Below are 21,614 nucleotides of genomic sequence, written 5' to 3' on the forward strand. Positions count from 1 at the left end.
CAGCGCCGGAAGTAACTTGTCAATGCGGTTACTATCGACCTCATGGACTTCACCTTCATCAGCGGCAACCTCGGCCTGGACCTGGCCGGCACCGTCGGGCACCGGCGGCGCGAGCGCATCGACCTGCTCGCCACGCCCGGCGACCTGGCCCGCTGGACGGTGGCGGCCGGGCTGCTCGACGAGCGGCCCGCCGTGAGCGACGGCGACCTGGCCGAGGCGAGGGCGTTGCGGGAGGCGATCTACCGGCTGGCGTGCGCCGCGCGTACCGGAAGCGCCATGGAGGCGGGCGACCGCGAGACGCTCAACGCCGCCGCGCGGCACGCGCCCGCGAGCGTGCTGCTCGGCGAGCGAGGCGTGGAGCGCGGCGGCGACGTGCGGGCGGCGCTGGCGAGCACGGCCAGGGCGGCGGCCGAGCTGCTCGGCGGCCCGCAGGCCGCGTTGATCAGGGAATGCGAGGCGGACCCGTGCACGCGGCTCTACCTCGACGCCTCACACCGGCGCACGCGCCGCTGGTGTGACATGCGGGGCTGCGGCAACCGGGCCAAGGCGGCCGCCTTCCGTGCCCGTCAGCACGGCTGAGCACATGATGGAATATCCGGGGGGCCGCGAACGCTACCGTAGCCGTCAAAGATTCAACAGTCAGGGTTGGTGACTAAAGTGCAGTTCGGAATCTTCAGTGTGGGCGACGTCACCACGGACCCCACCACCGGCAGGACCCCGACGGAGCACGAGCGGATCAAGGCGATCCTGGCGATCGCGCTCAAGGCGGAGGAGGTCGGGCTCGACGTCTTCGCGACCGGTGAGCACCACAACCCGCCGTTCGTGCCGTCGTCCCCCACCACCATGCTCGGCTACATCGCGGCCAGGACCGAGCGGCTGCAGTTGTCCACCGCCACGACGTTGATCACGACGAACGACCCGGTGAAGATCGCCGAGGACTTCGCGATGCTGCAGCACGTGGCCGACGGACGGGTGGACCTCATGCTGGGCCGCGGCAACACCGGCCCGGTGTACCCGTGGTTCGGGCAGGACATCCGCCAGGGCATCCCGCTGGCCATCGAGAACTACGCGCTGCTGCACAAGCTGTGGCGCGAGGACGTGGTCGACTGGGAGGGCCGCTTCCGCACGCCGCTGCAGGGCTTCACCAGCACGCCGCGCCCGCTCGACGGGGTGCCGCCGTTCGTCTGGCACGGCTCGATCCGCAGCCCCGAGATCGCCGAGCAGGCCGCCTACTACGGCGACGGCTTCTTCGCCAACAACATCTTCTGGCCGAAGGAGCACTTCATGCGGCTGATCAGCCTCTACCGGCAGCGGTACGCGCACTACGGCCACGGCACCCCCGAGCAGGCCGTCGTGGGCCTGGGCGGGCAGGTGTTCATGCGCAAGAACTCCCAGGACGCGGTGCGCGAGTTCCGCCCCTACTTCGACGTCGCCCCCGTGTACGGGCACGGGCCGTCGCTGGAGGAGTTCATGGCCGAGACGCCGCTCACCGTGGGCAGCCCGCAGCAGGTCATCGACAGGACGCTGGAGTTCAGAGAGTTCTTCGGCGACTACCAGCGCCAGCTCTTCCTCATGGACCACGCGGGCCTGCCGCTGAAGACCGTGCTGGAGCAGCTCGACATCCTGGGCGAGGAGGTCGTGCCGGTGCTGCGCAAGGAGTTCGCCAAGGACCGCCCGGCCGGCGTCCCCGACGCGCCCACCCACGCCTCCCTGCTCGCCGTCAGGGACAGCACCGCCAAGGACGCGGCGGCGTCCGGAGCGGCCGTCACCGCCTGAGCCGAGAGCACGAAAGCCCGAGAAGGAGAATCATGAAGCTCGTCGTCGTCACGGCGGGGCTGACGCAGCCCTCCTCCACCCGCCTGCTGGCCGACCGTCTGACCGAGGCGGTGGCGCAGCGGGCGGAGGTGGAGGTCCGCGTGGTGGAGCTGCGCGACCTGGCCGTGGACATCGCGAACAACTTCGTCACCGGCTTCCCGAACACCCGCCTGCGCGAGGTGGTCGAGGCCGTGACCCAGGCCGACGGGCTCATCGCCGTCACGCCCGTCTTCAGCGGCTCGTACAGCGGCCTGTTCAAGTCGTTCTTCGACGTGATCGACAACACCGCGCTGGCCGGCAAGCCGGTGCTGATCGCGGCCACCGGCGGCACCCCCCGGCACTCGCTGGCGCTGGAGCACGCGCTGCGCCCGCTGTTCGCCTACCTGCGCGCCGTGGTCGTCCCGACTGCGGTGTACGCGGCGGCGGAGGACTGGGGAGGCGGCCGGGACGCCTTCACCGACGGGCTCGGCGAGCGCATCGCCCGCGCCGCGCAGGAGCTGGCCGACCTGCTGCTGCACCGGGCGCCGGCGAGGCAGGAGCCGGAGGTCGCGGTCGTGCCGTTCGAGCAGCAGCTCGCGGCCCTGCGCCCGGTGGAGTAGGTTGCCCTGCGTGCTGATCTCCGCCGCGCTGTCCCTCTCCCTCACCGTCGCCTCCCCGTCACTCGCCGAGCCGCACAAGAAGGACATCGCCATGCGGCTGGTGTCCAGCGCGGAGAACTCCTCCCTCGACTGGAAGGCCCAGTACGGCTACATCGAGGACATCGAGGACGAGCGCGGCTACACGGCGGGCATCATCGGGTTCTGCTCCGGCACCGGTGACATGCTGGAGCTGGTCGAGCTCTACACCAAGCGCAGGCCGGGCAACGTCCTGGCCAGGTACCTGCCGGCCCTGCGCGAGGTGAACGGCACCGACTCCCACGAGGGCCTCGGGGCGAGGTTCGTCAAGGACTGGAAGACGGCCGCCAAGGACCCGGCCTTCCAGCGGGCCCAGAACGACGAGCGCGACCGCGTCTACTTCAAGCCGGCCGTGCGGCAGGCGGAGAAGGACGGGCTGCGAGCGCTCGGCCAGTTCGCCTACTACGACGCCATCGTCATGCACGGCCCCGGCAACGGCCGGCTGAGCTTCGGCGGCATCAGGAAGAGCGCCCTGGCCAAGGCCAGGCCGCCGGCGCGGGGCGGCGACGAGGTGGCGTACCTGAACGCGTTCCTCGACGCCCGCAAGGCGGCCATGAAGGCCGAGGAGGCGCACGAGGACACGAGCAGGGTCGACACGATGCAGCGCGTGTTCCTGCGCGACCGCAACCTCGACCTGAGGCCGCCGCTGACCTGGAAGGTCTACGGCGACAAGTACACGATCAAGAAGTGAGGGCGCGCCCCTGGGGGCGCGCCGGAGCGGGAGGTCAGGGCTTGACGGCCACGACGTCGTAGGTGGTGTCGGGCGTCGGCGGGGTGGTGAAGCGGGCGTTCGGCAGGTAGAGGCGGCGGCCGAAGGCGGCGACGGTGGTGGGCACGTCGAACCTGTCGTCGGTGATCCGCTTGATCAGCTTGCCGGAGGCGCCGTCGCGGGCCAGGCCGATCGCGGCGATCGTGTTGAGCCGGTTCTGGACGGCGTACAGGGTGCGGCCGGCCAGGAGCAGCCCGTCGCCGTTGGTCAGCAGCTCGCCGCCCAGATCCACCTCGGTGGTGACGCCCGTGGCCGGGTCAGCCTCGAACAGCTTGCCGGTGTTGGACTGGACGATCAGCAGCGACCTGCCGTCGGGGCTCGGGGCGATGCCGTTGGCGTTGTTGCCGGTCGTGTACTGGATGGCTCCGCTGAGCGGGATGCTGACGGCCTCGTCGGGCAGCGCGCCGCCCCGGCCGAGGTCCAGCTTGTAGAGCACCGGGTTGGCCGAGTCGGTGTAGTACGCGGCGCCGCGGAAGAGGATCACGTCGTTGACGAACGACGTGCCGGTGGCGAGCTGGTAGGACTTGATGACCGCGCCGGTGCGCAGGTCGATCACCCGCGCGTTCCCCGCGTTGCCGCCCGCGACGAACAACCGGCCGCGCCCGTCGGTCTTGAGCCCGAGCGACTGCGTGCCCGGCCCCTTGCTGATCACGCCTCCCTTCCCGGTACGCAGGTCGGCCCGGTAGATGTCACCGGTCGCGCGTGAGCCGAAGTAGGCGTAGTGGCCCCCGATCGCTATCCCCTCCGGCTGGAACCCGTTGGGCAGCGGGAACGTGTCGGGCTTCGTCGCCGCCTGCGCCGGCACTCCGCCGAGCAGGGCGACGATCAAGGCACTGCCGAGTGCGGTCTTCAGGATCGCGGATCTCATGCGGCCCACGATGCCCAAGCGACCGGCCCCGGCAAAGACCCACGGACGGCTTCACAGGGACCTTTCAGCAACGGTCGGGAAGCCCCGCCTTCCTGATCACGGAACGGGAAAACGCGTTGTGGCCGGTGGGCGGGCGTCACTACCTTGGCGCGAATGCGGAGGCCCCTTTTATCCCTGATGTCCGTCGTCCTGGTCGTGTCGGCCTGTAGCGCCCCTCAGCCGGCACAGAAGCCGAAGCCGACGATCACGTCCATCACGCCCAGTCCCGTGGAGCGCGAGCGGCCCGCCGTCGACCTGAGCGCGTACGAGGCGGGCCGTTCCCGCCCGGTCGCCGACCCCGTCTACCCGGCCTACGGCAACCCGTCGATCGACGTGCTCCACTACGACCTGGCGCTGGGCTGGAAGCCGGGCGCCCGCACGCTGACCGGCACGGCGAAGCTCACGGTGCGCGCCGCCAGGCCCATCAGCCAGGTCAAGCTGGACTTCGGGCGCGCGCTCAAGGTGGACGAGGTCACGGTGGACGGCGCCCGGGTCAAGGCGACCCGCAGGTACGACGACCTGACCATCCCGCTGCCCGAGCCGCTCGAGGCCGGCCAGGGCACGGTCGTGACCGTGAGCTACCACGGCAGGCCGAAGCCGGTGGACTCCAAGCAGCGCCGCAAGGACATCTCCATGCTCGGCTTCCGGATCGGCGGCGGCGGCCGGGCGTGGGCGCTGCAGGAGCCGTTCGGGGCGTTCACCTGGTTCCCGGTCAACGACCATCCCTCGGACGAGGCGCTGTACGACGTGGCGATCACCGTGCCGAAGGGGTGGTCGGGGGTCGCGCACGGGACGTACCAGGGCAGGACCACCGAGGGCGGGAGCAGCACGTTCAAGTGGCGGTCCACCGATCCCGTGGCGAGCTACCTGACGGTGTTCGCGGCCGACAAGTTCAAGATGTTCAAGGACAAGGGGCCGCGCGGGATCCCGATCACCTACTGGATCCGCCCGCAGGACGTGCCCGAGCAGCTGCCGGTGGCGCGGCGGATGCCGGAGATCATGCGGTGGCTGGAGAAGAAGCTCGGGCCCTACCCCTTCCCCAGCGCCGGGCTGGTGGCCACCAGCGACTCCGGCATGGAGACCCAGCAGATGATCGCGCTCGGCCCCCGCTACATGGAGCCGTCGGTGGTGGCGCACGAGCTGGCGCACCACTGGTTCGGCGACACGGTCACGCCGCGCACCTGGCGCGACATGTGGCTGAACGAGGGCTTCGCGATGTACTTCGAGATGCAGTGGTACGCCGACCACGAGGACGGCACGATCGACGAGTTCATCGCCAACATCCGCCGCTACGACGCCGCGCTGCGCAGGGAGAACGGCCCGCCGGGCGACTACCGGCGCGACGCGTTCGGCCAGAGCAACGTCTACTACAGCCCGGCGATCATGTTGCACGAGATCAGGGAGCGGCTCGGCGACCGGAAGTTCTGGGCCATGACCAGGGCCTGGCCCCAGGAGCACCGCAACACCACCCAGGACAGGGCCGCGTTCGTGAAGTGGATCAACGAGCACACCGGCAGGAACTTCACGAAACTCATCAACACCTGGCTGGACTCGACGACCACGCCACGCTGACCGATCCCGGAGAGTAGGTTGGGACAGAGCCAAACAAACGGGGTTAATCATGTCAAACGGTGCCCGTCACGCTCTGGGAGTGGTCGCCGGACTGCTCCTCCCGCCGCTCGTCGCCGCCGGCCTGTGGTTCGGCGTGGGTGAGTTCACGCTGCGGTCGCAGCAGACCTTCCAGATCTCGTGGGTCGCGGTCGGCGTGCTCGCCGCGACGGCGGTCGTCCTGGGCTTCCTGGCCGGCTCCCGCCTGTCGCCCGTGGCCTCACTGCTCGGCGGCCTGGCGCTGACGGCCGTCGGCGTCATGCCGTTCGTGGAGCTTTACACCGGCGTGCGGCTGCTGCCGGTGGACCTGCTGCCCGGCGCGCTGCGCAGCGGCTTCAACACCTCGGCCTACTCCGGGCTGCTGGTCGTGATCGGCCTGACGCTGCTGGTCGCCTCGCTGTTCCCGTCGCGCTGGCGGGCCTCGGTCCGCGCTGAGGCCGAGCCCGTCGTGTACGAGTCGACCTGGGGCACGGCCTCGCCGCAGTCGCCGTACCTGCCGCCTCATCACAACCCCGAGGACGCCACCCGCCCGATGTACCGCGAGTGAGCCGCGCCTGGCCTGGCAGAATGCGGCCATGCGCGACTTGAAGATCGTCGACTTCCTCGACCAGCTCGCCGACCGGGTGCCCGCACCCGGGGGCGGCGCCACGGCGGCCCTGCACGCGGCACAGGCCGCCGCGCTGCTCGGCATGGTGGCCCGCTACACCACCGGGGAGAAGTACACCGACCACGCCGAGACCGTCGTCGCCGTGATCGCCGAGACGGACACCCTCCGGGCGCGGTCGCTGCGGCTGGCCGAGGAGGACGCGGCGGCCTTCACCGCGGTCACCGACGCCTACCGGCTGCCCAAGGGCGAGGAGCGCAGCGCCACCATCGCCAGGGCGCTGGCGGGCGCGGCCGAGCCGCCCGCCAGGGTGATCGAGAGCGCCGTGCGCCTGGTCGAACTCTGCGAGCTGCTGCTGCCGATCGGCAACCGCAACGTCGTCACCGACATCGCCGCCGCGGCCGACGCCGCCCGCGCCGCCCTCACCACGGCCAGGGTGAACGTCGAGGTCAACCTGCGCGGCATCAAGGACGAGCGGGTACGCGAGGAGCTGGACATCCGTGTCTCCGGCGTGGACGCGGCCGTCGCCAAGGCAGACTGGGTGACCGCCGAGGTACGCGAGGAGATCTCTTGAAGACGCTGACCGGCAAGGACCTGGCCGCCGCCATCAGGGCCCAGACCCAGGCCGAGGCCACCGCGGGCACGCAGCCACGGCTGGCCGTGGTCGTGGCCACCGCCGACGAGGCGAGCCTGTGGTACGTCCGCTCGATCGCCAAGGCGGCGGCCGGCGTCGGCATCGCCTGCGACGTGGTGGACCTCGGCCCCGGGGCCGACCCCGCCCAGATCGGCGAGACGCTGGCCAGGCTGTCCGCCGACCCGCAGGTCCACGGCCTCATGCTGCAGACCCCGCTGCCCCCTGGCGCCTCGGCGCAGGAGCTGGCCGCGGCCATCGACCCGCGCAAGGACGTCGACGGCGCCAACCCGCTCTCGCTCGGCCGGCTGGCGGCGGGGCTGCCCGCGTTCCCGCCCGCCACGGCGGCGGCCGTGCTGGCGCTGCTCGACCACTACGAGGTGGAGCTGGCGGGGCGGCGGGCCGTGGTGGTCGGCCGCTCGACGGTGGTGGGCAAGCCGCTGGCGCACCTGCTGCTCGACCGGCACGCCACCGTCACCGTCTGCCACTCGCGCACCCGCGACCTGGCGGCCGTCACCTCGCAGGCCGAGGTGCTCGTCGCGGCGGTGGGGAAGGCCGGGCTGATCGGGGCCGCGCACGTGGCGACGGGCGCGGTCGTGATCGACGTGGGCACCAACCCGACCGACGACGGCGGGCTGACCGGCGACGTCGACTTCGAGGCGGTCTCGGCGGTGGCGGGCGCGCTCACCCCGGTGCCCGGCGGCGTCGGCCCGGTCACCACGGCCCTGCTGCTGCGCCACACCGCCAGGGCGGCGAACCTGCCGTGACCCGATGGGTCTGCCCCGCCTGCGACCGGGAGTTCGCCCGTACCAGGCAGTCACACGTCCGCGTGCCCGGCTGCACGGTGGAGGAGACGTTCGCGCCGCGACCAGGCCCCGAGGCCCGCAGCCTGTCGCTCGCGCTGGTGCTTCCCCGGCGGGCCGAGCACCCGCTGGTCGCCAGGACCCTGCCGATGCCCGGCGGGCACGTCTGGCATCTCTTCAAGCCCACCCGCGTCGAGGACGTGGGCGAACCCCCGCTCGACCTCATGGAGGAGGCCCACGATGGCTGACGTCCTCGTCATCCAGAACAGCAGGAGCGGCGGCCCGAGCCGCCTGGCCGGATGGCTGGAGGAGGCCGGGCTGACGCTCGACGTGGTGCCCGCCCACGAGGGCGCGCCGCTGCCCGGCCGGCTGCGCCACGACGCCATGATCATGCTGGGCGGCGGCTACCTGCCCGGCGACGACGACCTGGCCCCGTGGCTGCGCGACGCGCGGCGGCTGATGGGGCAGGCGCTGGCCGAGGGGGTGCCGGTGTTCGGCATCTGCCTGGGCGGCCAGATGCTGGCGCAGGTGGCCGGCGGTGAGGTGCGCGCGGACGTGGGCGCGCCGGAGAACGGCAGCCTGCCGGTCACGATCAGGCCGGAGGCCGCCGCCGACCCGCTCTTTCACGGCCTGCCGCCGGTGGTGCCCGCGATCGAGCACCACAAGGACGCCGTCACCCGCCTGCCCGAGGCGGCCGTGCACCTGGCCGAGACCGCGAGCTGCCCGTACCAGGCGTTCCGGGTGGGCGAGCGGGCGTGGGGCGTGCAGTTCCATCCCGAGGTGCTGCCCGCGCGCATCAGGGAGTGGCGGGTGGACGGGTTCGACCCCGACGAGGTGTACGCGCGGGCGGTGGCGGACGAGCCGGTCTCCACGCCGGTCTGGCGCACGGTGACCGGCCGGTTCGCCGCGCTCGTCACCGCCCGGGTGAGCGCCTCGGCGTGAGCGGTCAGGCGTTGCGCACGGCCGCCGCGTCCTGGAGGCCGAGCAGCTCGATCGACTGCTCGCGCATCTCCACCTTCCTGATCTTCCCGGTCACCGTGAGGGGGAACTCCGCCACCACCCGCACGTACCGGGGGATCTTGAAGTGCGCCAGCCGCCCGGCGCAGAACTCCCTGACCCGCTCGGCCGTCAGCGGCTCCGCGCCCGGCCGCATGATCACCCAGGCCATGATCTCCTCGCCGTAGCGCTCGTCGGGCACCCCGATGACCTGGACGTCGGCGATGTCGGGGTGGCCGTACAGGAACTCCTCGATCTCGCGCGGGTAGACGTTCTCCCCGCCTCGGATGATCATGTCCTTGATCCGGCCGACCACGTTCACGTAGCCGTCGTCGTCCATGGTGGCCAGGTCCCCGGTCCGCATCCACCGGGCCGCGTCGATGGCCTCGGCGGTCTTCTCCGGCTCGTCCCAGTAGCCGAGCATGACGGAGTAGCCGCGCGTGCACAGCTCGCCCGGCTCGCCCCTGGGAACGGTGCGGCGGGTCTCCGGGTGCACGATCTTCACCTCGACGTGTGGCATCACCCGGCCCACCGTCTCGGTCCTGCGCGCCAGGTCGTCGTCGGACCTGGTCATCGTGGACACGGGCGAGGTCTCGGTCATGCCGTAGCAGATGGCGACCTCGCGCATGTTCATCTCGCCGACGACCCGCTTCATCACCTCCACGGGGCACGGCGAGCCCGCCATGATGCCCGTGCGCAACGACGACAGGTCGAACTTCGCGGCCAGCGCCAGCTCGGCGATGAACATCGTCGGCACCCCGTACAGGGAGGTGCACCGCTCCTCCTGTACGGCACGCAGCGTGGCCTCGGGGTCGAAGCCCGGCGACGGGATGACGATGCAGGAGCCGTGGGAGGTGGCGCCCAGGTTGCCCATGACCATGCCGAAGCAGTGGTAGAAGGGCACCGGCAGGCACACCCGGTCCGCCTCGGTGTAGTGGATCAGCTCGCCGACGAAGAAGCCGTTGTTGAGGATGTTGTGGTGCGACAGCGTCGCGCCCTTGGGGAAGCCGGTCGTGCCCGAGGTGTACTGGATGTTGATGGGGTCGTCGGCCGACAGCTCCGCCTTGCGGGCCGCCAGCTCCGCCTGGCCGGCCCTGGTCGCGGTCAGGGTGTCCCAGCTCGGGTCGTCCAGGTAGACGACGTCGGCGAAGCCGATCTCCTCGATCATGCCCCGGTAGTCGCTGCCCTTGTGCGCCAGGGCGCTGATCAGCAGCCGCATGCCCGACTGCTCGACCACGTACCGCAGCTCGTGGGTGCGGTAGGCCGGGTTGACGTTGACCAGGATCGCGCCGATCTTGGCGGTGGCGTACTGGACGATCACCCATTCGGCCCTGTTGGGCGCCCAGATGCCCACCCTGTCGCCCTTGGCGATGCCCCTGGCCAGCAGCGCTCCGGCCAGGTCGGCCACGTCGGCGTCGAGCTGCGCGTAGGTCCATCTGCGGCCCGTGGGCACGTCCACGAGGGCGTCCCTGTCGCCGAAGCGGGCCACGGTGCGTTCGAAGTTCTCACCGATGGTCTCGCCGAGGAGCGGGGCGTCGGCGGTGGTGCTGGAGTAGGACAGCATGACCACAGTGTCAGTCGGCTTCCGGGGTGCGCACCAGTCCCCGGCCGCGACGCGCCGCGAAAGCCAGCGCGGCGAGCGCCGCGCCCGCCGCCACCACGATCCGCCGCTGGCGCGCGACGCGCCGCTCCACCTGCGAGTACGGGGTCGTCGAGAACGACACCAGCTCGTAGCGGGAGACGTAGCCGGGCAGCGTCCGCTCCAGCGCGTGCTCCAGCCGCTTGCCCGCCAGGAACAGCCGCGAGCCGACCTTGTCGCGCATCTCCACGAAGTTGTCCAGCGCCAGCCTGGCGATCACGTCGGTGTCGGCCTTGCGCCGCTCGAACAGCTCCAGCGCCCTCGGGAAGTCGTCGCCCGCCTCGTCCAGGCAGCGGTCCAGCTCCACGCAGTCCTCGAACCCGCAGTTGGCGCCCTGCCCGTAGAACGGCACGATGGCGTGCGCGGCGTCGCCCACCAGCCCGACCACGGTGTCTGCGTTGCGGACGTGCCACGGCGAGCAGCGCATCGTCACCAGGTGACCGACCGGGTTGGCGCGGTAGTCGGCGATCAGGTCCGGCATCAGCCCGAACGCGTCCGGGTAGTGCTCGGCGAAGTAGGCCCTGATCCGCTGCGGGGTGTCGAGGGAGTCGAGCGTGCTGTGCGGCCAGAACAGGGTGCAGGTGAACGAGCGGTCCGGGTTCGGCAGAGCGATCATCATGGACCGGCCGCGCGGCCAGATGTGCAGCGCGCCGGGATCCAGGACGAACCCGCCGTTCCCTGCCGGGATCGACAGCTCCTTGTAGCCGTAGTCCAGGTACTCCTGGCTGAAGCTCACCCCCGGCAGCTGCTGCAGCCTGGCCCGCACCGCGCTGTACGCGCCGTCCGCGCCGATCACCACCCTGGCCTCGGCCTCCTCGCCCGAGGCGAACCGCAGCCGTCCCGTACGCTCGTCCAGCCCCGTCAACCGGCACCCGAACCGCACCTCCACGCCCGGCTGCGCGGCCGCCGCCTCCAGCAGCTCCCTGTTGAGGTCGGCGCGGCCGATGGAGTTGATCGCCTGCGACCGGTCCGCGCTGTACGGCTGGAAGGTGAGAGCGCCGTCGGGCGCGTGGATCATCCGGCCCGCCATGGGCAGCGCCGCGTGCAGGACCTTGCCGTCGAGCGCCAGGCGGCGCAGGGCGTCGATGCCGCGCCGCGAGATGGCCAGGTTGATCGACCTGCCGCGGTCGGGGCCGCGGTCGCGGGGGTCGGGGCGGCGTTCGTACAGGGTGACGTGGTGGCCGCGGCGGGCCAGGTAGCAGGCGAGCAGGCAGCCGACCAGTCCCGCGCCGACGATCGTGACCTCCATCTCTCCTTCGTACGGCGGGCGGCGGGGGTTGTCCAGGCGAGGGTCCGCCTAGGCGAGGGCGGTGGTGATGGCGGTGGCCGTGGCCTGCCAGATCGGGGTTCCGGGGGTGATGACGTCCTGGTGGTCGCCGGGGAGCTCCAGGTAGGTCACCTCGTCGCCGGCCTCGCGGGCGGCCGAGGCGTAGCGGCGGGAGATGTCGACCAGGTTGACGTCGTCGCCTCCGCCTTGGACGACGAGCTGGGGGACGCCGAGGGGCAGGCGGAGCAGGGGCGAGGAGGCGCGCAGCTCGCCGTCCGGCACTTCACCGCCGTCCGGCACTTCATCGCCGTCAGCCTGCGCGTCGATGTCGCGGGCGCTCTCGCCCAGGGCGGCGGCGACCGCGCCGTGGCTGAGCCAGCGGCGGTCGGCCGTCACCAGGTCCAGCACGCCTGCCAGTGAGACCGCCAGGGCCACCCGGGCACCGTCGGCCACGGCACGCAGCGCGAGCTGGGCGCCCGCCGAGTGCCCGATCACGGCGACCCGATCCAGGTCGAGCACCGGTTGCGGCGGCACCACCGCACCGGCCGCCACGCCCGGCTCCGGCCCAGCAGTGGCGCCAGAAGCCGACCCCGGCACGGCGGCCGACGCGGCGGCCGGCGCCGGCGCGGTGGTGGGGCCGAGGTTTTCGAGGGCGGCCAGCCCCGCGGCGACATCGTGCCTGGTGGCCGCCCAGCCGTGCAGGTCCGGTCGGCGGTACTCCAGGTTCCAGACCGCGAACCCACGCCCCACCAGGTCCGCGCAGAGCGCCTCCATGAGATCGGCAGCCCACACCGACCGCCAGTACCCCCCATGGACCAGCGCCACCACCGGCACCTCCCCCCGCACCTCCGGCAGGTACAACTCCCCCCACTGCTCCGCCGACGCCCCATAAGCCACCCGCCGCACCGAAGGATGACGAGCCCGGTGGACGGCGTGCCGGATCCCCCAGGCCAGCCCCGCGATCCCCCGGCCGTGGATGTGCGTGGCCCCCTCCGCCAGGTCGAGGTCCACCGGCACCACCACCCCGCTGCCAGGCGTCTGCTCCCCCGGCGCCGGCACGACGACGGCCACCGCGGCCTCACGCGCCAAGGCGCTCACATGGGCGGCATCCGCAGCATGGACGACCCGCCCCCGCACCCCCAGCATGGCGAACTCACGGCGGGCGAGCTCACCGAGCAGCCCGGCGTCCGCCACCACCTGAGGCCCGACGATCACGAGGACATCGCACATGGGGATACCTTAGGCCGGGTGCATGTGAAGCAGCTTCACCCGTGGCCCGGCAGCGTCGCCGAGGCGGAGTCCATCCAGGACCGGCTTCGCGAGCAGCTGGAGCTGTCGGGGCCCGCGTCGTTCGCGCTGGTGGCGGGGCTGGACGTGCATTACCACGGTGACGACGAGGTGACGGCCGCGGTGGTCGTCCTCGACGCCGGCACGCTGGAGCCGGTGGAGGAGGTGGTGGCGCACGGGCGGGCGGCCTTCCCGTATGTGCCGGGCCTGTTCGCCTTCCGCGAGCTGCCCGCGCTGGTGGCGGCGCTCGAACGGCTCACGGTGACGCCCGACCTGCTGGTGTGCGACGGGTACGGGCTGGCGCACCCGCGCGGCTTCGGCCTGGCCTGCCATCTGGGGGTGCTGACCGGGCTGCCGGCGCTGGGCGTGGGCAAGACGCCGTTCGTCGGCACGCACGAGCCGCCGGGGCCGGGGCGCGGCACCTGGACGCCGATCGTGCACGACGGCGCCGTTGTCGGCCGGGCGCTGCGCACGCAACGGGAGGTCAAGCCCGTGTACGTCTCCCAGGGCCACCGCGTCTCGCTGGACGTCGTCACGGACCAGGTGCTGCGCCTGACCCCGCGCTACCGCCTGCCCGAGCCCATCCGCCGCGCCGACCACCTGGCCCGCCACCCGTCCTGACCACCCCGCCGAACCGCCGGGCCCGCCAGCCCTGCCAGGCCGCCCCATCGGACCGCCCGCCCAGGCACCCTGCCAGGCCGTCCCGCTGGGGTCAGGCGGGCTGGTGGTCGCCTGAGGAGGCCAGGGGCGGGAGGATGGCCTGGGCGTCGGCGCCGCCGAACCACAGCCCGATCACGAACGCCGCCGTGGCCTCCAGCAGCACCGCCCGTTCCACCCCACCACCATGCACCGGCGTGCACCCCAGGTCGGCGACCAGCGTGCGCACCGCCGCCAGCGCCTCGGGGTCGTCGCCGCACAGGGGCACCGCCAGCGGCCGGCCGCCGAAGACCGGCGGCGTCATCCGCCACACGTCCACGTGGCACAGGTTGAACGCCTTCACCACGTGCCCACCGGTGACGTCCGCGATCAGCCGGGCCAGGGATCGCGTGAGGTCGAACTCCTTCGGGTCGCCGTTGGTCACGTCGACGATCGCCTTGCCGCGCAGCGCCGCCCCGGCCGCCCGCAGCGTGTCGAGCAGCCCCGCCTCCCTGACGGCCACCACCACGACGTCCCCGAACGACGCCGCCTCCGCGAAGCTCCCCGCCCGCACCTCACCGCCCGCCTGCGTCGCCATCAGGGCCGCCCGCGCCGCGCTGCGGCCCTGGTCGCGCCCGCTCACCATCACCTCGTGGCCCGCCCCGGCCCACTGGGTGCCCAGCGCGTCCGCCATGCCGCCCGCGCCGAGAATCCCGATCCGCATGTCCGTACTCCGTCCGAAGAAGGCTTTACTAGAGACACCTGGACTCTAGGAAGTCCGACACACACCATCCGGTGCCTAACGGAGGCCCTCGTTGTTCCTCGCCGACTGCCAGGCCAGACTCGCCTTCGACCTGATGGCCAACACCTGGAACGCGGTCGTGCTCTGGTCGCTGCGCCACGGCCCGCGCCGCCCCGGCAGGCTGCGCGAGGAGATCGGCGGCATCAGCACCAAGGTGCTGACGGAGACGCTGCGCCGCCTGGAGTTCAACGGCCTGGTGGCCCGACGCGTCTACGCCGAGGCGCCGCCGCGGGTCGAGTACGAGCTGACCGCCCTGGGCCGCTCGCTGCTGGGCCCGATCGAGGCGTTCGGCGAGTGGGCGTCCGACCACGCCGACGAGGTCATGGCCGCGCAGGACCGCTACGAGCCCGCCCCGTGATTGTCAAGCACACCCAACACTTTCGATAAACCGAGTGTTACCGAATCACTACTCTGGGTAGCTAGTCGAGGGTTGTTCATTACCGTTACCCAGGAGGTTGCATGCTCCTCACTCCCCGCAGGGTCCTCGGCGCCGCCGCCATCGCGGGCGGCCTGACCCTGCTCGCCGCTCCCGCGGCGCAGGCCGTCGTCGATCCCGTCCACACACTCACCTGCTTGGCCGAGGCCCCCACGGGGGCCGTCGATCCTTCCGCCGCCCTCGATCCGATGACGTTGCTCGCCGTGCCCGAGGTCCCGGGAACGAACTGCCTAGGGCCCTGACCCGGCGCACCGGACCACCCCTCGACACCGGTACGGGCGGCGTGACCCTGCGCGCCGCCCGGTCCCCGTTCCCGAAGAGCAGCAGCAAGGAGTCCCGTTGAAGGTCCGAGTCCTGATAGCCGCCGCCGCACTGGCGCTGGCAGGCGGCGCGCCACCGCTCCACCTCGACAGTCTCGGTTCTGGCGAGCCCTCGCTCGTCCAGGTCGAGACCATGATCCAGCACGTCAACGTCCTGACGTCGTAGTGCGACTCGCACAGCTGTCCGTGGCCGACTCGCCGGCCGGGCCACGGACGATGCTGGGGCGCGTCGGCTATGTCATGTTCCTCAGCCGCTGGATCCAGGTTCCGCTGTATCTGGGGCTGATCGTCGCCCAGGTGGTGTACGTGTGGCGGTTCCTGGCGGAGCTGCTCCACCTGGCGCAGCTGGGCTTCGGCGGCCACCCGCCGGAGACCACCGTCATGCTGATCGTCCTCGGTCTCGTCGACGTGGTGATGATCTCCAACCTGCTGATCATGGTCATCATCGGCGGCTACGAGACGTTCGTCTCGCGGCTGCGCATCGAGGGCCACCCCGACCAGCCGCAGTGGCTCTCGCACGTCAACGCGAACGTGCTGAAGGTCAAGCTGGCCATGGCGATCATCGGCATCTCCTCCATCCATCTGCTGCAGATCTTCATCAACGCGGCCAGACCCACCATCACCGAGCGGGAGCTGCTATGGAAAACCCTGATCCACCTGACCTTCGTCGTCTCGGCGCTGGCGCTTGCCGCGATCGATCGCATCATGGAGGGCGGTCGCCCGCAGCACGGCACGGGCGGTGCCGAGCGTCCCGCGCAGCTTCAGCAGGACCGGATGGCCGCGTGAGCGGACGGCACGTCCCCTGGCGGTGCCGGGGATGGGGATGAGGAGTGCCGTGGCCGCGGGCCTCGCGTCCGTCGCCCTGATGCTGCTCTGCTGCACGGCCGCGTACGCCGAGGACGACGGCGGCGATGACACGAAGGCGGCCCCCGCACCGCTGATCGGCGATGTGATCATCTTCAACGACGAGATCGTCGAGCCCGTCTCGTTGCCGGTGAGCACCTGCGGAGGCGTCGTCCCGCTGCTCAGCAAGTCACCCGCCACCTGCGAGGGCACCTCGCGCGTGTCGGACGACGACGCGTGAGGCCGCACGTGCCCGCCCGCGGGGGTGGGCGGGCACCAGGCGGCCTCGGGGTCGCGGCTCAGCGCGCGGCCAGGAGATCCTCCAGCACCACGGCCACCCCGTCCTCGTCGTTCGACAGTGTGCGGTGCCCGGCCGCCGCCAGCACCATCGGATGGGCGTTGGCCATCGCGTAGCCGGCTCCGGCCCAGAGCAGCACCGGCAGGTCGTTGGGCATGTCGCCGAACGCCACCACCTCCCCCGCCCCGACGCCCCGCTCGGCGCAGAGCCGGTCGAGCGCGACGGCCTTGGTCACGCCGGGGGCGCTGATCTCCAGGATCCCCTCCATCCCCGAGTACGTGACCTCGGCCAGGTCGCCGATGGCCGCCGCCACGGCCGCGTACATCTCCTCGGCCGTGTGCGCCGTCGACAAGGCGAGCAGCTTGATGATCGGCCGGTCGCCGTCGAAGACCGACTCCACCTCGATGTAGGAGGCCAGGTCGTAGTCCACGCGCCTGGTGTAGGCGGCCTCGGCCAGCACGTTCCTGCCGGTCTCGACGCCGAGCCCGACGCCGGGCAGCGCCAGGGCGAGCGTCTCGGCGACCTTGCGGGCGGTCTGCGGGTCGAGCGGGCTGCTGTGGGTGATCTCGTCAGTCGCCACGTCGTACACGACGGCGCCGTTGCCGCAGATGACGGTGCCGGTCACGCCGGCCTGCGCGGCGATCTCACGGACGCCGCGCGGCGCCCTGGCGGTGACGAGGACGATCTCGGCGCCGGCCGCGCGGGCCGCCTCCAGCGCCTGCCTGGTACGTGCGCTGACCTCGCCTGCCGTGGTCAGGAGGGTGCCGTCGAGGTCGGTGGCCACGATGCGAGGGAAGTTTCCGGTGCTCACGGTAGCGATTATGGCGAGCCACCCCGGGTGGATCATCGGGGAGACGGGTTGTAGGGTACGCGGGTGCCCTCCACCCCGCGCCCGGACGACCGTGCCGCCTCCGTCTTCCGGTTCGCCACCGAGCTGGTGGCCTGGGTCGCGACGCCGTGGGCGCTGGCCCCGCACTCCGTGCCGCTGGCCGTGCTGTCGGTGATCGTGCTGATCGGGCTGCCCACGGTCTTCTCCACCCCCGGCGACAAGCGGCAGGTGATCGTCGCTGTGCCGGGCTTCGTGACGATCCTGCTGGTCGCGCTGCAGGTGGTGGCCGCCGTGGCGGCGGCTTGGGTGGCCTGGCACGCGTTCGCCGCCGCGCTGGTCTCCGTGCTGGCCGTGGTCACGGTGGTGCTGGAGCTGCCACGCTGGCGGTGGCTGCTGGGGCGCTGAGCCCAATCAGACGCTGAGGCTGTCGGACGCTGAGGCCGGTCGGACGCTGAGGCCGGTCGGACGCTGAGGCCGGTCGGACGCTGAGGCCCATCAGACGGCGAGGCCGGTCGGACGCTGAGGCCCATCAGACGGCGAGGCCCGTCAGAGGCGCATCTCCGGGGGCAGCAGCCGGGCCGCGTCCGTGAGCTCCAGGCCGAGGAGCTGCCCGGCGTCGCCGTAGTCGAGGACGATGTCCTCCGCCACGACCTGGCGCCTGGCCTCGCCGGGCACGATCTCGTGCTTCATCGCGATGTAGGCGAGGTTCCGCTCGCGGTCCACGCTCACGTACACCGTGCGTGCCCGCCGCTCGGCCGGCTCATCGTCGTCGTCCCAGGCCAGCAGCCCCTCCCTGGCCTCGTGCGAGCCGGTCACCGCCGCCCGCACCGTGATCATCGCCAGCTCGACCGCCTCCAGCGAGTCGAGCCCGGAGACCTTCCGCTCGTGCTCCCACCCGTCGAGCCCGTCGATCCGGTACGGGCACGACCATTCGCCCGTCGGTTCCTCGTAGGGCACGCCGACGGTGATCACGACGTCACGCGGCGGATCGGTGCGCAGCGCCAGCACGCGGTGGGCGATCTCGTACATGTCTGCTCATCTACCCCTCGGCTCACTCGCGGAAGACTCGGTGAGGCACCGGTTAGGCAACGGCGGCCCGCGTACCATATCGTCGCCGGAGGACCATCCGCCCACGGGAGCGCTGAGATGAACGAGTCGTTCGGAAGCCGCCTGCGAGCCAGGCTCGACACGTGCGGGCCACTCTGCGTGGGCATCGACCCGAGCCCCGCCCTGCTGCACACCTGGGGCCTCGACGACTCCCCCGCGGCGCTGGAGCGGTTCTGCCGCACGGTCGTCGAGGCGGTGGCCGACGTGGCCGCCGTGGTCAAGCCGCAGTCGGCCTTCTTCGAGCGCTGGGGCAGCCGGGGCATCGCCGTGCTGGAGCGCACCATCGCCGACCTGCGCGAGGCCGGCACGCTGGTGCTGCTCGACGTCAAGCGGGGTGACATCGACAGCACGATGGCCGCCTACGCCGAGGCCTACCTCGACAAGGGCAGCCCGCTGGCCGCCGACGCCGTGACCCTCAGCCCGTACCTGGGGTTCGGGTCGCTGGAGGGGGCGATCACCTCGGCGATGGCCAACGACGCGGGCGTGTTCGTGCTGGCCCGCACGTCCAACCCGGAGGCGGCCGGGCTGCAGCGGCCGGTCGCCGGGCAGGTGCTGGCCGGGGCCGCCGCGGCGAACGCGGGGCACGCGCCGTTCGGGCCTGTCGGGGTGGTCATGGGCGCCACGCTGCCCGCGCTGGAGCACTCGCTGGACGACCTCAACGGGCCCATCCTGGCGCCCGGGCTGGGCGCGCAGGGGGCCACCCCGGCCGACGTGGCGCGGCTGTTCGGCGCCGTGCGGCACGCGGTCGTGCCGTCGGTGTCGCGGGCCGTGCTGGCCGACCCGAAGCAGGTGCGCGCCCGCACCCTGCGCTACCGCGACGAGTGCGCCGCCCACCTGTCGGCGAGCGCCGCCGCTCAGAAGTGAGCCGCTCGGAGGCGCAGGGCGCTCCCGCGCCGCCGCCCGGCCGTCGGTGGCGGGCCCGCCCGCCGTTCAGAAGTGCGTGCTGATCCCGTACGCCTCGCGCAGGCTCGCCATGTCCACCAGGTCGCGCTCCCTCGGCTGGTAACCCTGGTGGAAGTGCACCTGCTGGGCCACTGACAGGCACGGCACCCGCACCCCCTCGATCCGGCCGTCGGCGAAGGCCGCGGCCGGATAGGCCAGGGCGCCGCCCTCGTCGTCGAGCCGCTGCAGCGCGGAGCCGTCGGGCAGGAAGCGCAGCGGGTGCAGGTCCAGCTCGCGCCCGCCGGGGCCGGCCATGACGAAGCGGGCGGGCCGTCCCGGCACCACGCCCTGTGTGCGCTCGGCGTAGCCCAGGGCCTCCAGGGCGGCGATCACGGCCCGCTCCTGCTCCTCGCGGTGCAGCAGGTCGAGGTCGGCGTGCTCCCTGGTGACCCGCCCGACCAGCGCGTCGACGCCCCAGCCGCCGGCGACCCAGACCGCGCAGCCCGCCCGCTCCAGCGCCTCCAGCACGTCCAGCACCGCACCCGCTTCGAACATGACCATGATCGTACGTCAGCCGATCCGCCGTAGGTCAGCCGATCCGCCGTACGTCAGCCGATCCGCCGTACGTCAGCCGATCCGCCGTACGTCAGCCGATCCGCCGTGCGTCAGCCGATCCGCTGGACGGCGGCCAGCACCGCCTGCACGGAGGCGGTCAGCACCGAGGTGTCCTGGCCGGCGCCCCAGCAGGTCGTGCCGTTCACCCTGGCCTCGACGTAGGCGACGGCGCTGCTGCCCCGGCCGGGGTCCACCGCGTGCTCGGCGAAGTGCAGGATGTCCACGTCGATGCCACCGGCGGCGAGCGCGGCGGTCAGCGCCGACAGCGGGCCGTTGCCGGTGCCGCTCACGCGGCGGCCGTCGCGCAGCGTCCCGGTGAACTCGTGCACGCCTGGCGCCGTCTCCGCCGTGCTCCAGCCGGCGAGCGCGCCGGACTCGCCCGGCGCCAGGTAGGTGACGTGGAAGAGCTGCCAGAGCTGCTCGGCGGTGATCTCCTCGCCGCTGCCGTCGGTGGCCCGCTGCACGACCGAGGCGAAGTCGATCTGCAGGCGCCTCGGCAGCTCCAGGCCGTAGCGGGTGTTCAGCAGGTAGGCGATGCCGCCCTTGCCCGACTGGCTGTTGACGCGGATGACCGCCTGGTAGCCGCGGCCCACGTCGGCCGGGTCGATCGGCAGGTACGGCACCTCCCACGGCGCCTGCTCCGGCGGCACGCCCAGCTCGGCTGCCCGCTTGGCGTGGTGGGCCAGGCCCTTGTTGATGGCGTCCTGGTGGGTGCCGGAGAAGGCGGTGTGGACGAGGTCCCCGGCGTACGGGTGGCGCTCGGGCACCGGCAGGCGGTTGCAGTGCTCGACCACCCTGCGCACCTCGTCGATGTCGGACAGGTCGATCATCGGGTCCACGCCCTGGGTGTGCAGGTTCAGCGCGAGCGTGACCAGGTCCACGTTGCCGGTGCGCTCGCCGTTGCCGAACAGGCAGCCCTCCACCCGCTGCGCCCCCGCCAGCACGGCCAGCTCGGCGCAGGCCACGCCGGTGCCGCGGTCGTTGTGCGGGTGCACCGACAGGATGACGGCGTCCCTGCGGTCGAGGTGGCGGTGCATGTACTCGATCTGGTCGGCGTACACGTTGGGCGTGGCCACCTCGACCGTCGCGGGCAGGTTGTGGATCACGGGACGGTCCGGCGCGGCGTCCCACAGCGCCGTCAGGTCGTTGCAGATCTCCAGGACGTAGTCCGGCTCGGTCAGGTTGAACACCTCGGGCGAGAACTGGAAGCGGATGTCACGATCCCCCGCCAGCCGGGCGATGTGCCCGGCCGAATCCATGATCATCTTGCGCAGCGCGGGCCTGTCCTGGCCGAGCACCACCTCGCGCCAGGTGGGGGCGGTGGCCGTGTAGAGGTGCACGACCACGCGCGACATGCCCTCGATCGACTCGAAGGTGCGCTCGATCAGCTCGCGCCTGGCGGGCGTGAACACCACCACGCTCACGTCCTCGGGCACGACGCCCGGCGTGGCCAGGTGGCGGATGAAGTCGAAGTCGAGCCGGCTGGAGGAGGGGTAGCCGACCTCGATCTCCTTGAAGCCCAGGCCGGTGAGCAGCTCGAACATGCGCCGCTTGCGCTCGGGGTCCATCGGCTCGGCCAGCGCCTGGTTGCCGTCGCGCAGGTCGACCGGCACCCACAGCGGGGCCTCGGTGACGCGCCGCGCGGGCCAGGAGCGCCCGGTCAGCGGCACCTCGACGCGCTCGTGGGCGGGGCTATAGCGGTGGTACGGCATGGCGCTGGGGCGCTGCCGGTTCCAGTCGTACATGTGAGTCCTTGTCGGTCGTGACGGGAAGGACCGGCGGGCACCCGAACCACCGCGGCGGGGTGCCGGTCCGGTCAGGCCCCGCCGCGGCGGCCAAGGAGCAG

Annotated in this window: 27 protein-coding genes; 18 read left to right on the forward strand and 9 right to left on the reverse strand. The window is 72.2% G+C overall.

The annotated features are described in order from the left end of the window. The first annotated feature begins 42 nt into the window (after window positions 1-42). The 4 genes from LCN96_RS37875 (at window position 43) to LCN96_RS37890 (ending at window position 3,180) form a co-directional block, all read left to right on the forward strand. Window positions 43-579, forward strand: a complete 537-nt coding sequence (locus LCN96_RS37875; protein WP_225267236.1) for a CGNR zinc finger domain-containing protein — start codon at window positions 43-45, stop codon at window positions 577-579. A gap of 78 nt (window positions 580-657) precedes the next feature. After that, window positions 658-1,776 (forward strand): LLM class flavin-dependent oxidoreductase, encoded by a 1,119-nt coding sequence (locus LCN96_RS37880; RefSeq protein ID WP_225267237.1) that lies wholly within the window; start codon window positions 658-660, stop codon window positions 1,774-1,776. Between the two features lie 32 nt (window positions 1,777-1,808). Beyond that, a complete protein-coding gene (locus tag LCN96_RS37885) occupies window positions 1,809-2,414 on the forward strand; it encodes an FMN reductase (protein ID WP_225267238.1) in 606 nt (201 codons plus the stop codon). 10 nt (window positions 2,415-2,424) lie between these two features. Further along, a complete protein-coding gene (locus LCN96_RS37890) occupies window positions 2,425-3,180 on the forward strand; it encodes a chitosanase (protein WP_311132019.1) in 756 nt (251 codons plus the stop codon). Window positions 3,181-3,214: 34 nt separating this feature from the next. Here the strand turns inward: LCN96_RS37890 and LCN96_RS37895 are convergent, their stop codons facing one another. Continuing rightward, entirely contained in the window at window positions 3,215-4,126 is a 912-nt protein-coding gene (locus LCN96_RS37895) for an NHL repeat-containing protein (RefSeq protein ID WP_225267239.1), read from the reverse strand. Window positions 4,127-4,279: 153 nt separating this feature from the next. On the opposite strand from LCN96_RS37895, the gene LCN96_RS37900 reads away from it, so the two are divergent. The 6 genes from LCN96_RS37900 to LCN96_RS37925 all read left to right on the forward strand — a co-directional run bounded on the left by LCN96_RS37900 (window position 4,280) and on the right by LCN96_RS37925 (window position 8,753). Continuing rightward, window positions 4,280-5,737, forward strand: coding sequence for a M1 family metallopeptidase (locus LCN96_RS37900; RefSeq protein WP_225267240.1), 1,458 nt, complete (start codon window positions 4,280-4,282; stop codon window positions 5,735-5,737). A 79-nt stretch (window positions 5,738-5,816) separates the two neighbouring features. Continuing rightward, on the forward strand, window positions 5,817-6,320 hold the full coding sequence (locus tag LCN96_RS37905) for a hypothetical protein (RefSeq protein ID WP_225267241.1): 504 nt from the start codon (window positions 5,817-5,819) through the stop codon (window positions 6,318-6,320). A 28-nt stretch (window positions 6,321-6,348) separates the two neighbouring features. After that, window positions 6,349-6,951, forward strand: a complete 603-nt coding sequence (locus LCN96_RS37910) for a cyclodeaminase/cyclohydrolase family protein (protein ID WP_225267242.1) — start codon at window positions 6,349-6,351, stop codon at window positions 6,949-6,951. Then, complete coding sequence (locus LCN96_RS37915; RefSeq protein WP_225267243.1) at window positions 6,948-7,775, forward strand: bifunctional 5,10-methylenetetrahydrofolate dehydrogenase/5,10-methenyltetrahydrofolate cyclohydrolase; 828 nt, start codon at window positions 6,948-6,950, stop codon at window positions 7,773-7,775. Before LCN96_RS37910 ends, LCN96_RS37915 begins: the two co-directional genes overlap by 4 nt. Continuing rightward, window positions 7,772-8,059 carry a hypothetical protein gene (locus LCN96_RS37920; protein ID WP_225267244.1) on the forward strand — a complete coding sequence of 96 codons (288 nt, stop codon included), beginning with the start codon at window positions 7,772-7,774 and terminating at the stop codon, window positions 8,057-8,059. The genes LCN96_RS37915 and LCN96_RS37920 overlap by 4 nt, the downstream gene beginning before the upstream one ends. Beyond that, entirely contained in the window at window positions 8,052-8,753 is a 702-nt protein-coding gene (locus LCN96_RS37925; protein ID WP_225267245.1) for a type 1 glutamine amidotransferase, read from the forward strand. The genes LCN96_RS37920 and LCN96_RS37925 overlap by 8 nt, the downstream gene beginning before the upstream one ends. Window positions 8,754-8,757: 4 nt before the next feature. On the opposite strand, the gene LCN96_RS37930 is transcribed toward LCN96_RS37925, so the two are convergent. From LCN96_RS37930 to LCN96_RS37940, 3 genes are read right to left on the reverse strand one after another with little or no spacing between them, the layout of a single operon-like run. Continuing rightward, window positions 8,758-10,371: an AMP-binding protein gene (locus LCN96_RS37930; RefSeq protein WP_225267246.1), complete on the reverse strand. Its 1,614-nt coding sequence runs from the start codon at window positions 10,369-10,371 to the stop codon at window positions 8,758-8,760. Window positions 10,372-10,381: 10 nt separating this feature from the next. After that, window positions 10,382-11,695 (reverse strand): FAD-dependent oxidoreductase, encoded by a 1,314-nt coding sequence (locus LCN96_RS37935; protein ID WP_225267247.1) that lies wholly within the window; start codon window positions 11,693-11,695, stop codon window positions 10,382-10,384. Window positions 11,696-11,743: 48 nt separating this feature from the next. Then, complete coding sequence (locus LCN96_RS37940) at window positions 11,744-12,943, reverse strand: alpha/beta hydrolase family protein (protein WP_225267248.1); 1,200 nt, start codon at window positions 12,941-12,943, stop codon at window positions 11,744-11,746. Window positions 12,944-12,961: 18 nt separating this feature from the next. On the opposite strand from LCN96_RS37940, the gene LCN96_RS37945 reads away from it, so the two are divergent. Next, window positions 12,962-13,621: an endonuclease V gene (locus LCN96_RS37945; protein WP_225267249.1), complete on the forward strand. Its 660-nt coding sequence runs from the start codon at window positions 12,962-12,964 to the stop codon at window positions 13,619-13,621. A 91-nt stretch (window positions 13,622-13,712) separates the two neighbouring features. On the opposite strand, the gene LCN96_RS37950 is transcribed toward LCN96_RS37945, so the two are convergent. Next, the gene (locus tag LCN96_RS37950; protein ID WP_225267250.1) at window positions 13,713-14,360 is read right to left on the reverse strand and encodes an NADPH-dependent F420 reductase; all 648 of its coding nucleotides are present in this window, start codon (window positions 14,358-14,360) and stop codon (window positions 13,713-13,715) included. Window positions 14,361-14,451: 91 nt separating this feature from the next. Here LCN96_RS37950 and LCN96_RS37955 point away from each other — a divergent pair, with 91 nt between their 5' ends. The 5 genes from LCN96_RS37955 (at window position 14,452) to LCN96_RS37975 (ending at window position 16,278) form a co-directional block, all read left to right on the forward strand. Next, a complete protein-coding gene (locus LCN96_RS37955) occupies window positions 14,452-14,796 on the forward strand; it encodes a winged helix-turn-helix transcriptional regulator (protein WP_225267251.1) in 345 nt (114 codons plus the stop codon). A 101-nt stretch (window positions 14,797-14,897) separates the two neighbouring features. Then, window positions 14,898-15,116 carry a hypothetical protein gene (locus LCN96_RS37960; protein ID WP_225267252.1) on the forward strand — a complete coding sequence of 73 codons (219 nt, stop codon included), beginning with the start codon at window positions 14,898-14,900 and terminating at the stop codon, window positions 15,114-15,116. A gap of 97 nt (window positions 15,117-15,213) precedes the next feature. Further along, window positions 15,214-15,360 carry a hypothetical protein gene (locus tag LCN96_RS37965; RefSeq protein ID WP_225267253.1) on the forward strand — a complete coding sequence of 49 codons (147 nt, stop codon included), beginning with the start codon at window positions 15,214-15,216 and terminating at the stop codon, window positions 15,358-15,360. Then, entirely contained in the window at window positions 15,360-15,980 is a 621-nt protein-coding gene (locus tag LCN96_RS37970; protein ID WP_225267254.1) for a TIGR00645 family protein, read from the forward strand. The genes LCN96_RS37965 and LCN96_RS37970 overlap by 1 nt, the downstream gene beginning before the upstream one ends. A 49-nt stretch (window positions 15,981-16,029) precedes the next feature. After that, entirely contained in the window at window positions 16,030-16,278 is a 249-nt protein-coding gene (locus LCN96_RS37975) for a hypothetical protein (RefSeq protein WP_225267255.1), read from the forward strand. 58 nt (window positions 16,279-16,336) lie between these two features. Here the strand turns inward: LCN96_RS37975 and LCN96_RS37980 are convergent, their stop codons facing one another. Next, complete coding sequence (locus LCN96_RS37980; protein WP_225267256.1) at window positions 16,337-17,146, reverse strand: HAD family hydrolase; 810 nt, start codon at window positions 17,144-17,146, stop codon at window positions 16,337-16,339. A 63-nt stretch (window positions 17,147-17,209) separates the two neighbouring features. Between LCN96_RS37980 and LCN96_RS37985 the strand changes: the two genes are divergently transcribed. Further along, entirely contained in the window at window positions 17,210-17,569 is a 360-nt protein-coding gene (locus LCN96_RS37985; protein WP_225267257.1) for a hypothetical protein, read from the forward strand. 141 nt (window positions 17,570-17,710) lie between these two features. On the opposite strand, the gene LCN96_RS37990 is transcribed toward LCN96_RS37985, so the two are convergent. Continuing rightward, window positions 17,711-18,193 carry a DUF2283 domain-containing protein gene (locus LCN96_RS37990; RefSeq protein ID WP_225267258.1) on the reverse strand — a complete coding sequence of 161 codons (483 nt, stop codon included), beginning with the start codon at window positions 18,191-18,193 and terminating at the stop codon, window positions 17,711-17,713. A 117-nt stretch (window positions 18,194-18,310) separates the two neighbouring features. Here LCN96_RS37990 and pyrF point away from each other — a divergent pair, with 117 nt between their 5' ends. Then, window positions 18,311-19,135: an orotidine-5'-phosphate decarboxylase gene (pyrF, locus tag LCN96_RS37995; protein WP_225267259.1), complete on the forward strand. Its 825-nt coding sequence runs from the start codon at window positions 18,311-18,313 to the stop codon at window positions 19,133-19,135. A gap of 66 nt (window positions 19,136-19,201) precedes the next feature. Here pyrF and LCN96_RS38000 read toward each other — a convergent pair whose 3' ends face one another. Continuing rightward, window positions 19,202-19,708 carry a nucleotidyltransferase domain-containing protein gene (locus LCN96_RS38000; protein WP_225267260.1) on the reverse strand — a complete coding sequence of 169 codons (507 nt, stop codon included), beginning with the start codon at window positions 19,706-19,708 and terminating at the stop codon, window positions 19,202-19,204. A 110-nt stretch (window positions 19,709-19,818) separates the two neighbouring features. Further along, a complete protein-coding gene (locus LCN96_RS38005) occupies window positions 19,819-21,513 on the reverse strand; it encodes a 2-isopropylmalate synthase (RefSeq protein WP_225267261.1) in 1,695 nt (564 codons plus the stop codon). Between the last annotated feature and the right edge of the window lie 101 nt (window positions 21,514-21,614).

Origin of the sequence: Nonomuraea gerenzanensis (genome assembly GCF_020215645.1) — a bacterium.
Lineage (GTDB): Bacteria > Actinomycetota > Actinomycetes > Streptosporangiales > Streptosporangiaceae > Nonomuraea > Nonomuraea gerenzanensis.

Bases quoted from the DNA above. Each gene is read 5' to 3' on its own strand.
- LCN96_RS37875 (WP_225267236.1), top strand. From the start codon at position 43: ATGGACTTCACCTTCATCAGCGGCAACCTCGGCCTGGACCTGGCCGGC.
- LCN96_RS37885 (WP_225267238.1), top strand. From the start codon at position 1,809: ATGAAGCTCGTCGTCGTCACGGCGGGGCTGACGCAGCCCTCCTCCACC.
- LCN96_RS37895 (WP_225267239.1), bottom strand. From the start codon at position 4,126: ATGAGATCCGCGATCCTGAAGACCGCACTCGGCAGTGCCTTGATCGTC.
- LCN96_RS37900 (WP_225267240.1), top strand. From the start codon at position 4,280: ATGCGGAGGCCCCTTTTATCCCTGATGTCCGTCGTCCTGGTCGTGTCG.
- LCN96_RS37910 (WP_225267242.1), top strand. From the start codon at position 6,349: ATGCGCGACTTGAAGATCGTCGACTTCCTCGACCAGCTCGCCGACCGG.
- LCN96_RS37925 (WP_225267245.1), top strand. From the start codon at position 8,052: ATGGCTGACGTCCTCGTCATCCAGAACAGCAGGAGCGGCGGCCCGAGC.
- LCN96_RS37930 (WP_225267246.1), bottom strand. From the start codon at position 10,371: ATGCTGTCCTACTCCAGCACCACCGCCGACGCCCCGCTCCTCGGCGAG.
- LCN96_RS37935 (WP_225267247.1), bottom strand. From the start codon at position 11,695: ATGGAGGTCACGATCGTCGGCGCGGGACTGGTCGGCTGCCTGCTCGCC.
- LCN96_RS37940 (WP_225267248.1), bottom strand. From the start codon at position 12,943: ATGTGCGATGTCCTCGTGATCGTCGGGCCTCAGGTGGTGGCGGACGCC.
- LCN96_RS37950 (WP_225267250.1), bottom strand. From the start codon at position 14,360: ATGCGGATCGGGATTCTCGGCGCGGGCGGCATGGCGGACGCGCTGGGC.
- LCN96_RS37960 (WP_225267252.1), top strand. From the start codon at position 14,898: ATGCTCCTCACTCCCCGCAGGGTCCTCGGCGCCGCCGCCATCGCGGGC.
- LCN96_RS37990 (WP_225267258.1), bottom strand. From the start codon at position 18,193: ATGTACGAGATCGCCCACCGCGTGCTGGCGCTGCGCACCGATCCGCCG.
- pyrF (WP_225267259.1), top strand. From the start codon at position 18,311: ATGAACGAGTCGTTCGGAAGCCGCCTGCGAGCCAGGCTCGACACGTGC.
- LCN96_RS38000 (WP_225267260.1), bottom strand. From the start codon at position 19,708: ATGTTCGAAGCGGGTGCGGTGCTGGACGTGCTGGAGGCGCTGGAGCGG.
- LCN96_RS38005 (WP_225267261.1), bottom strand. From the start codon at position 21,513: ATGTACGACTGGAACCGGCAGCGCCCCAGCGCCATGCCGTACCACCGC.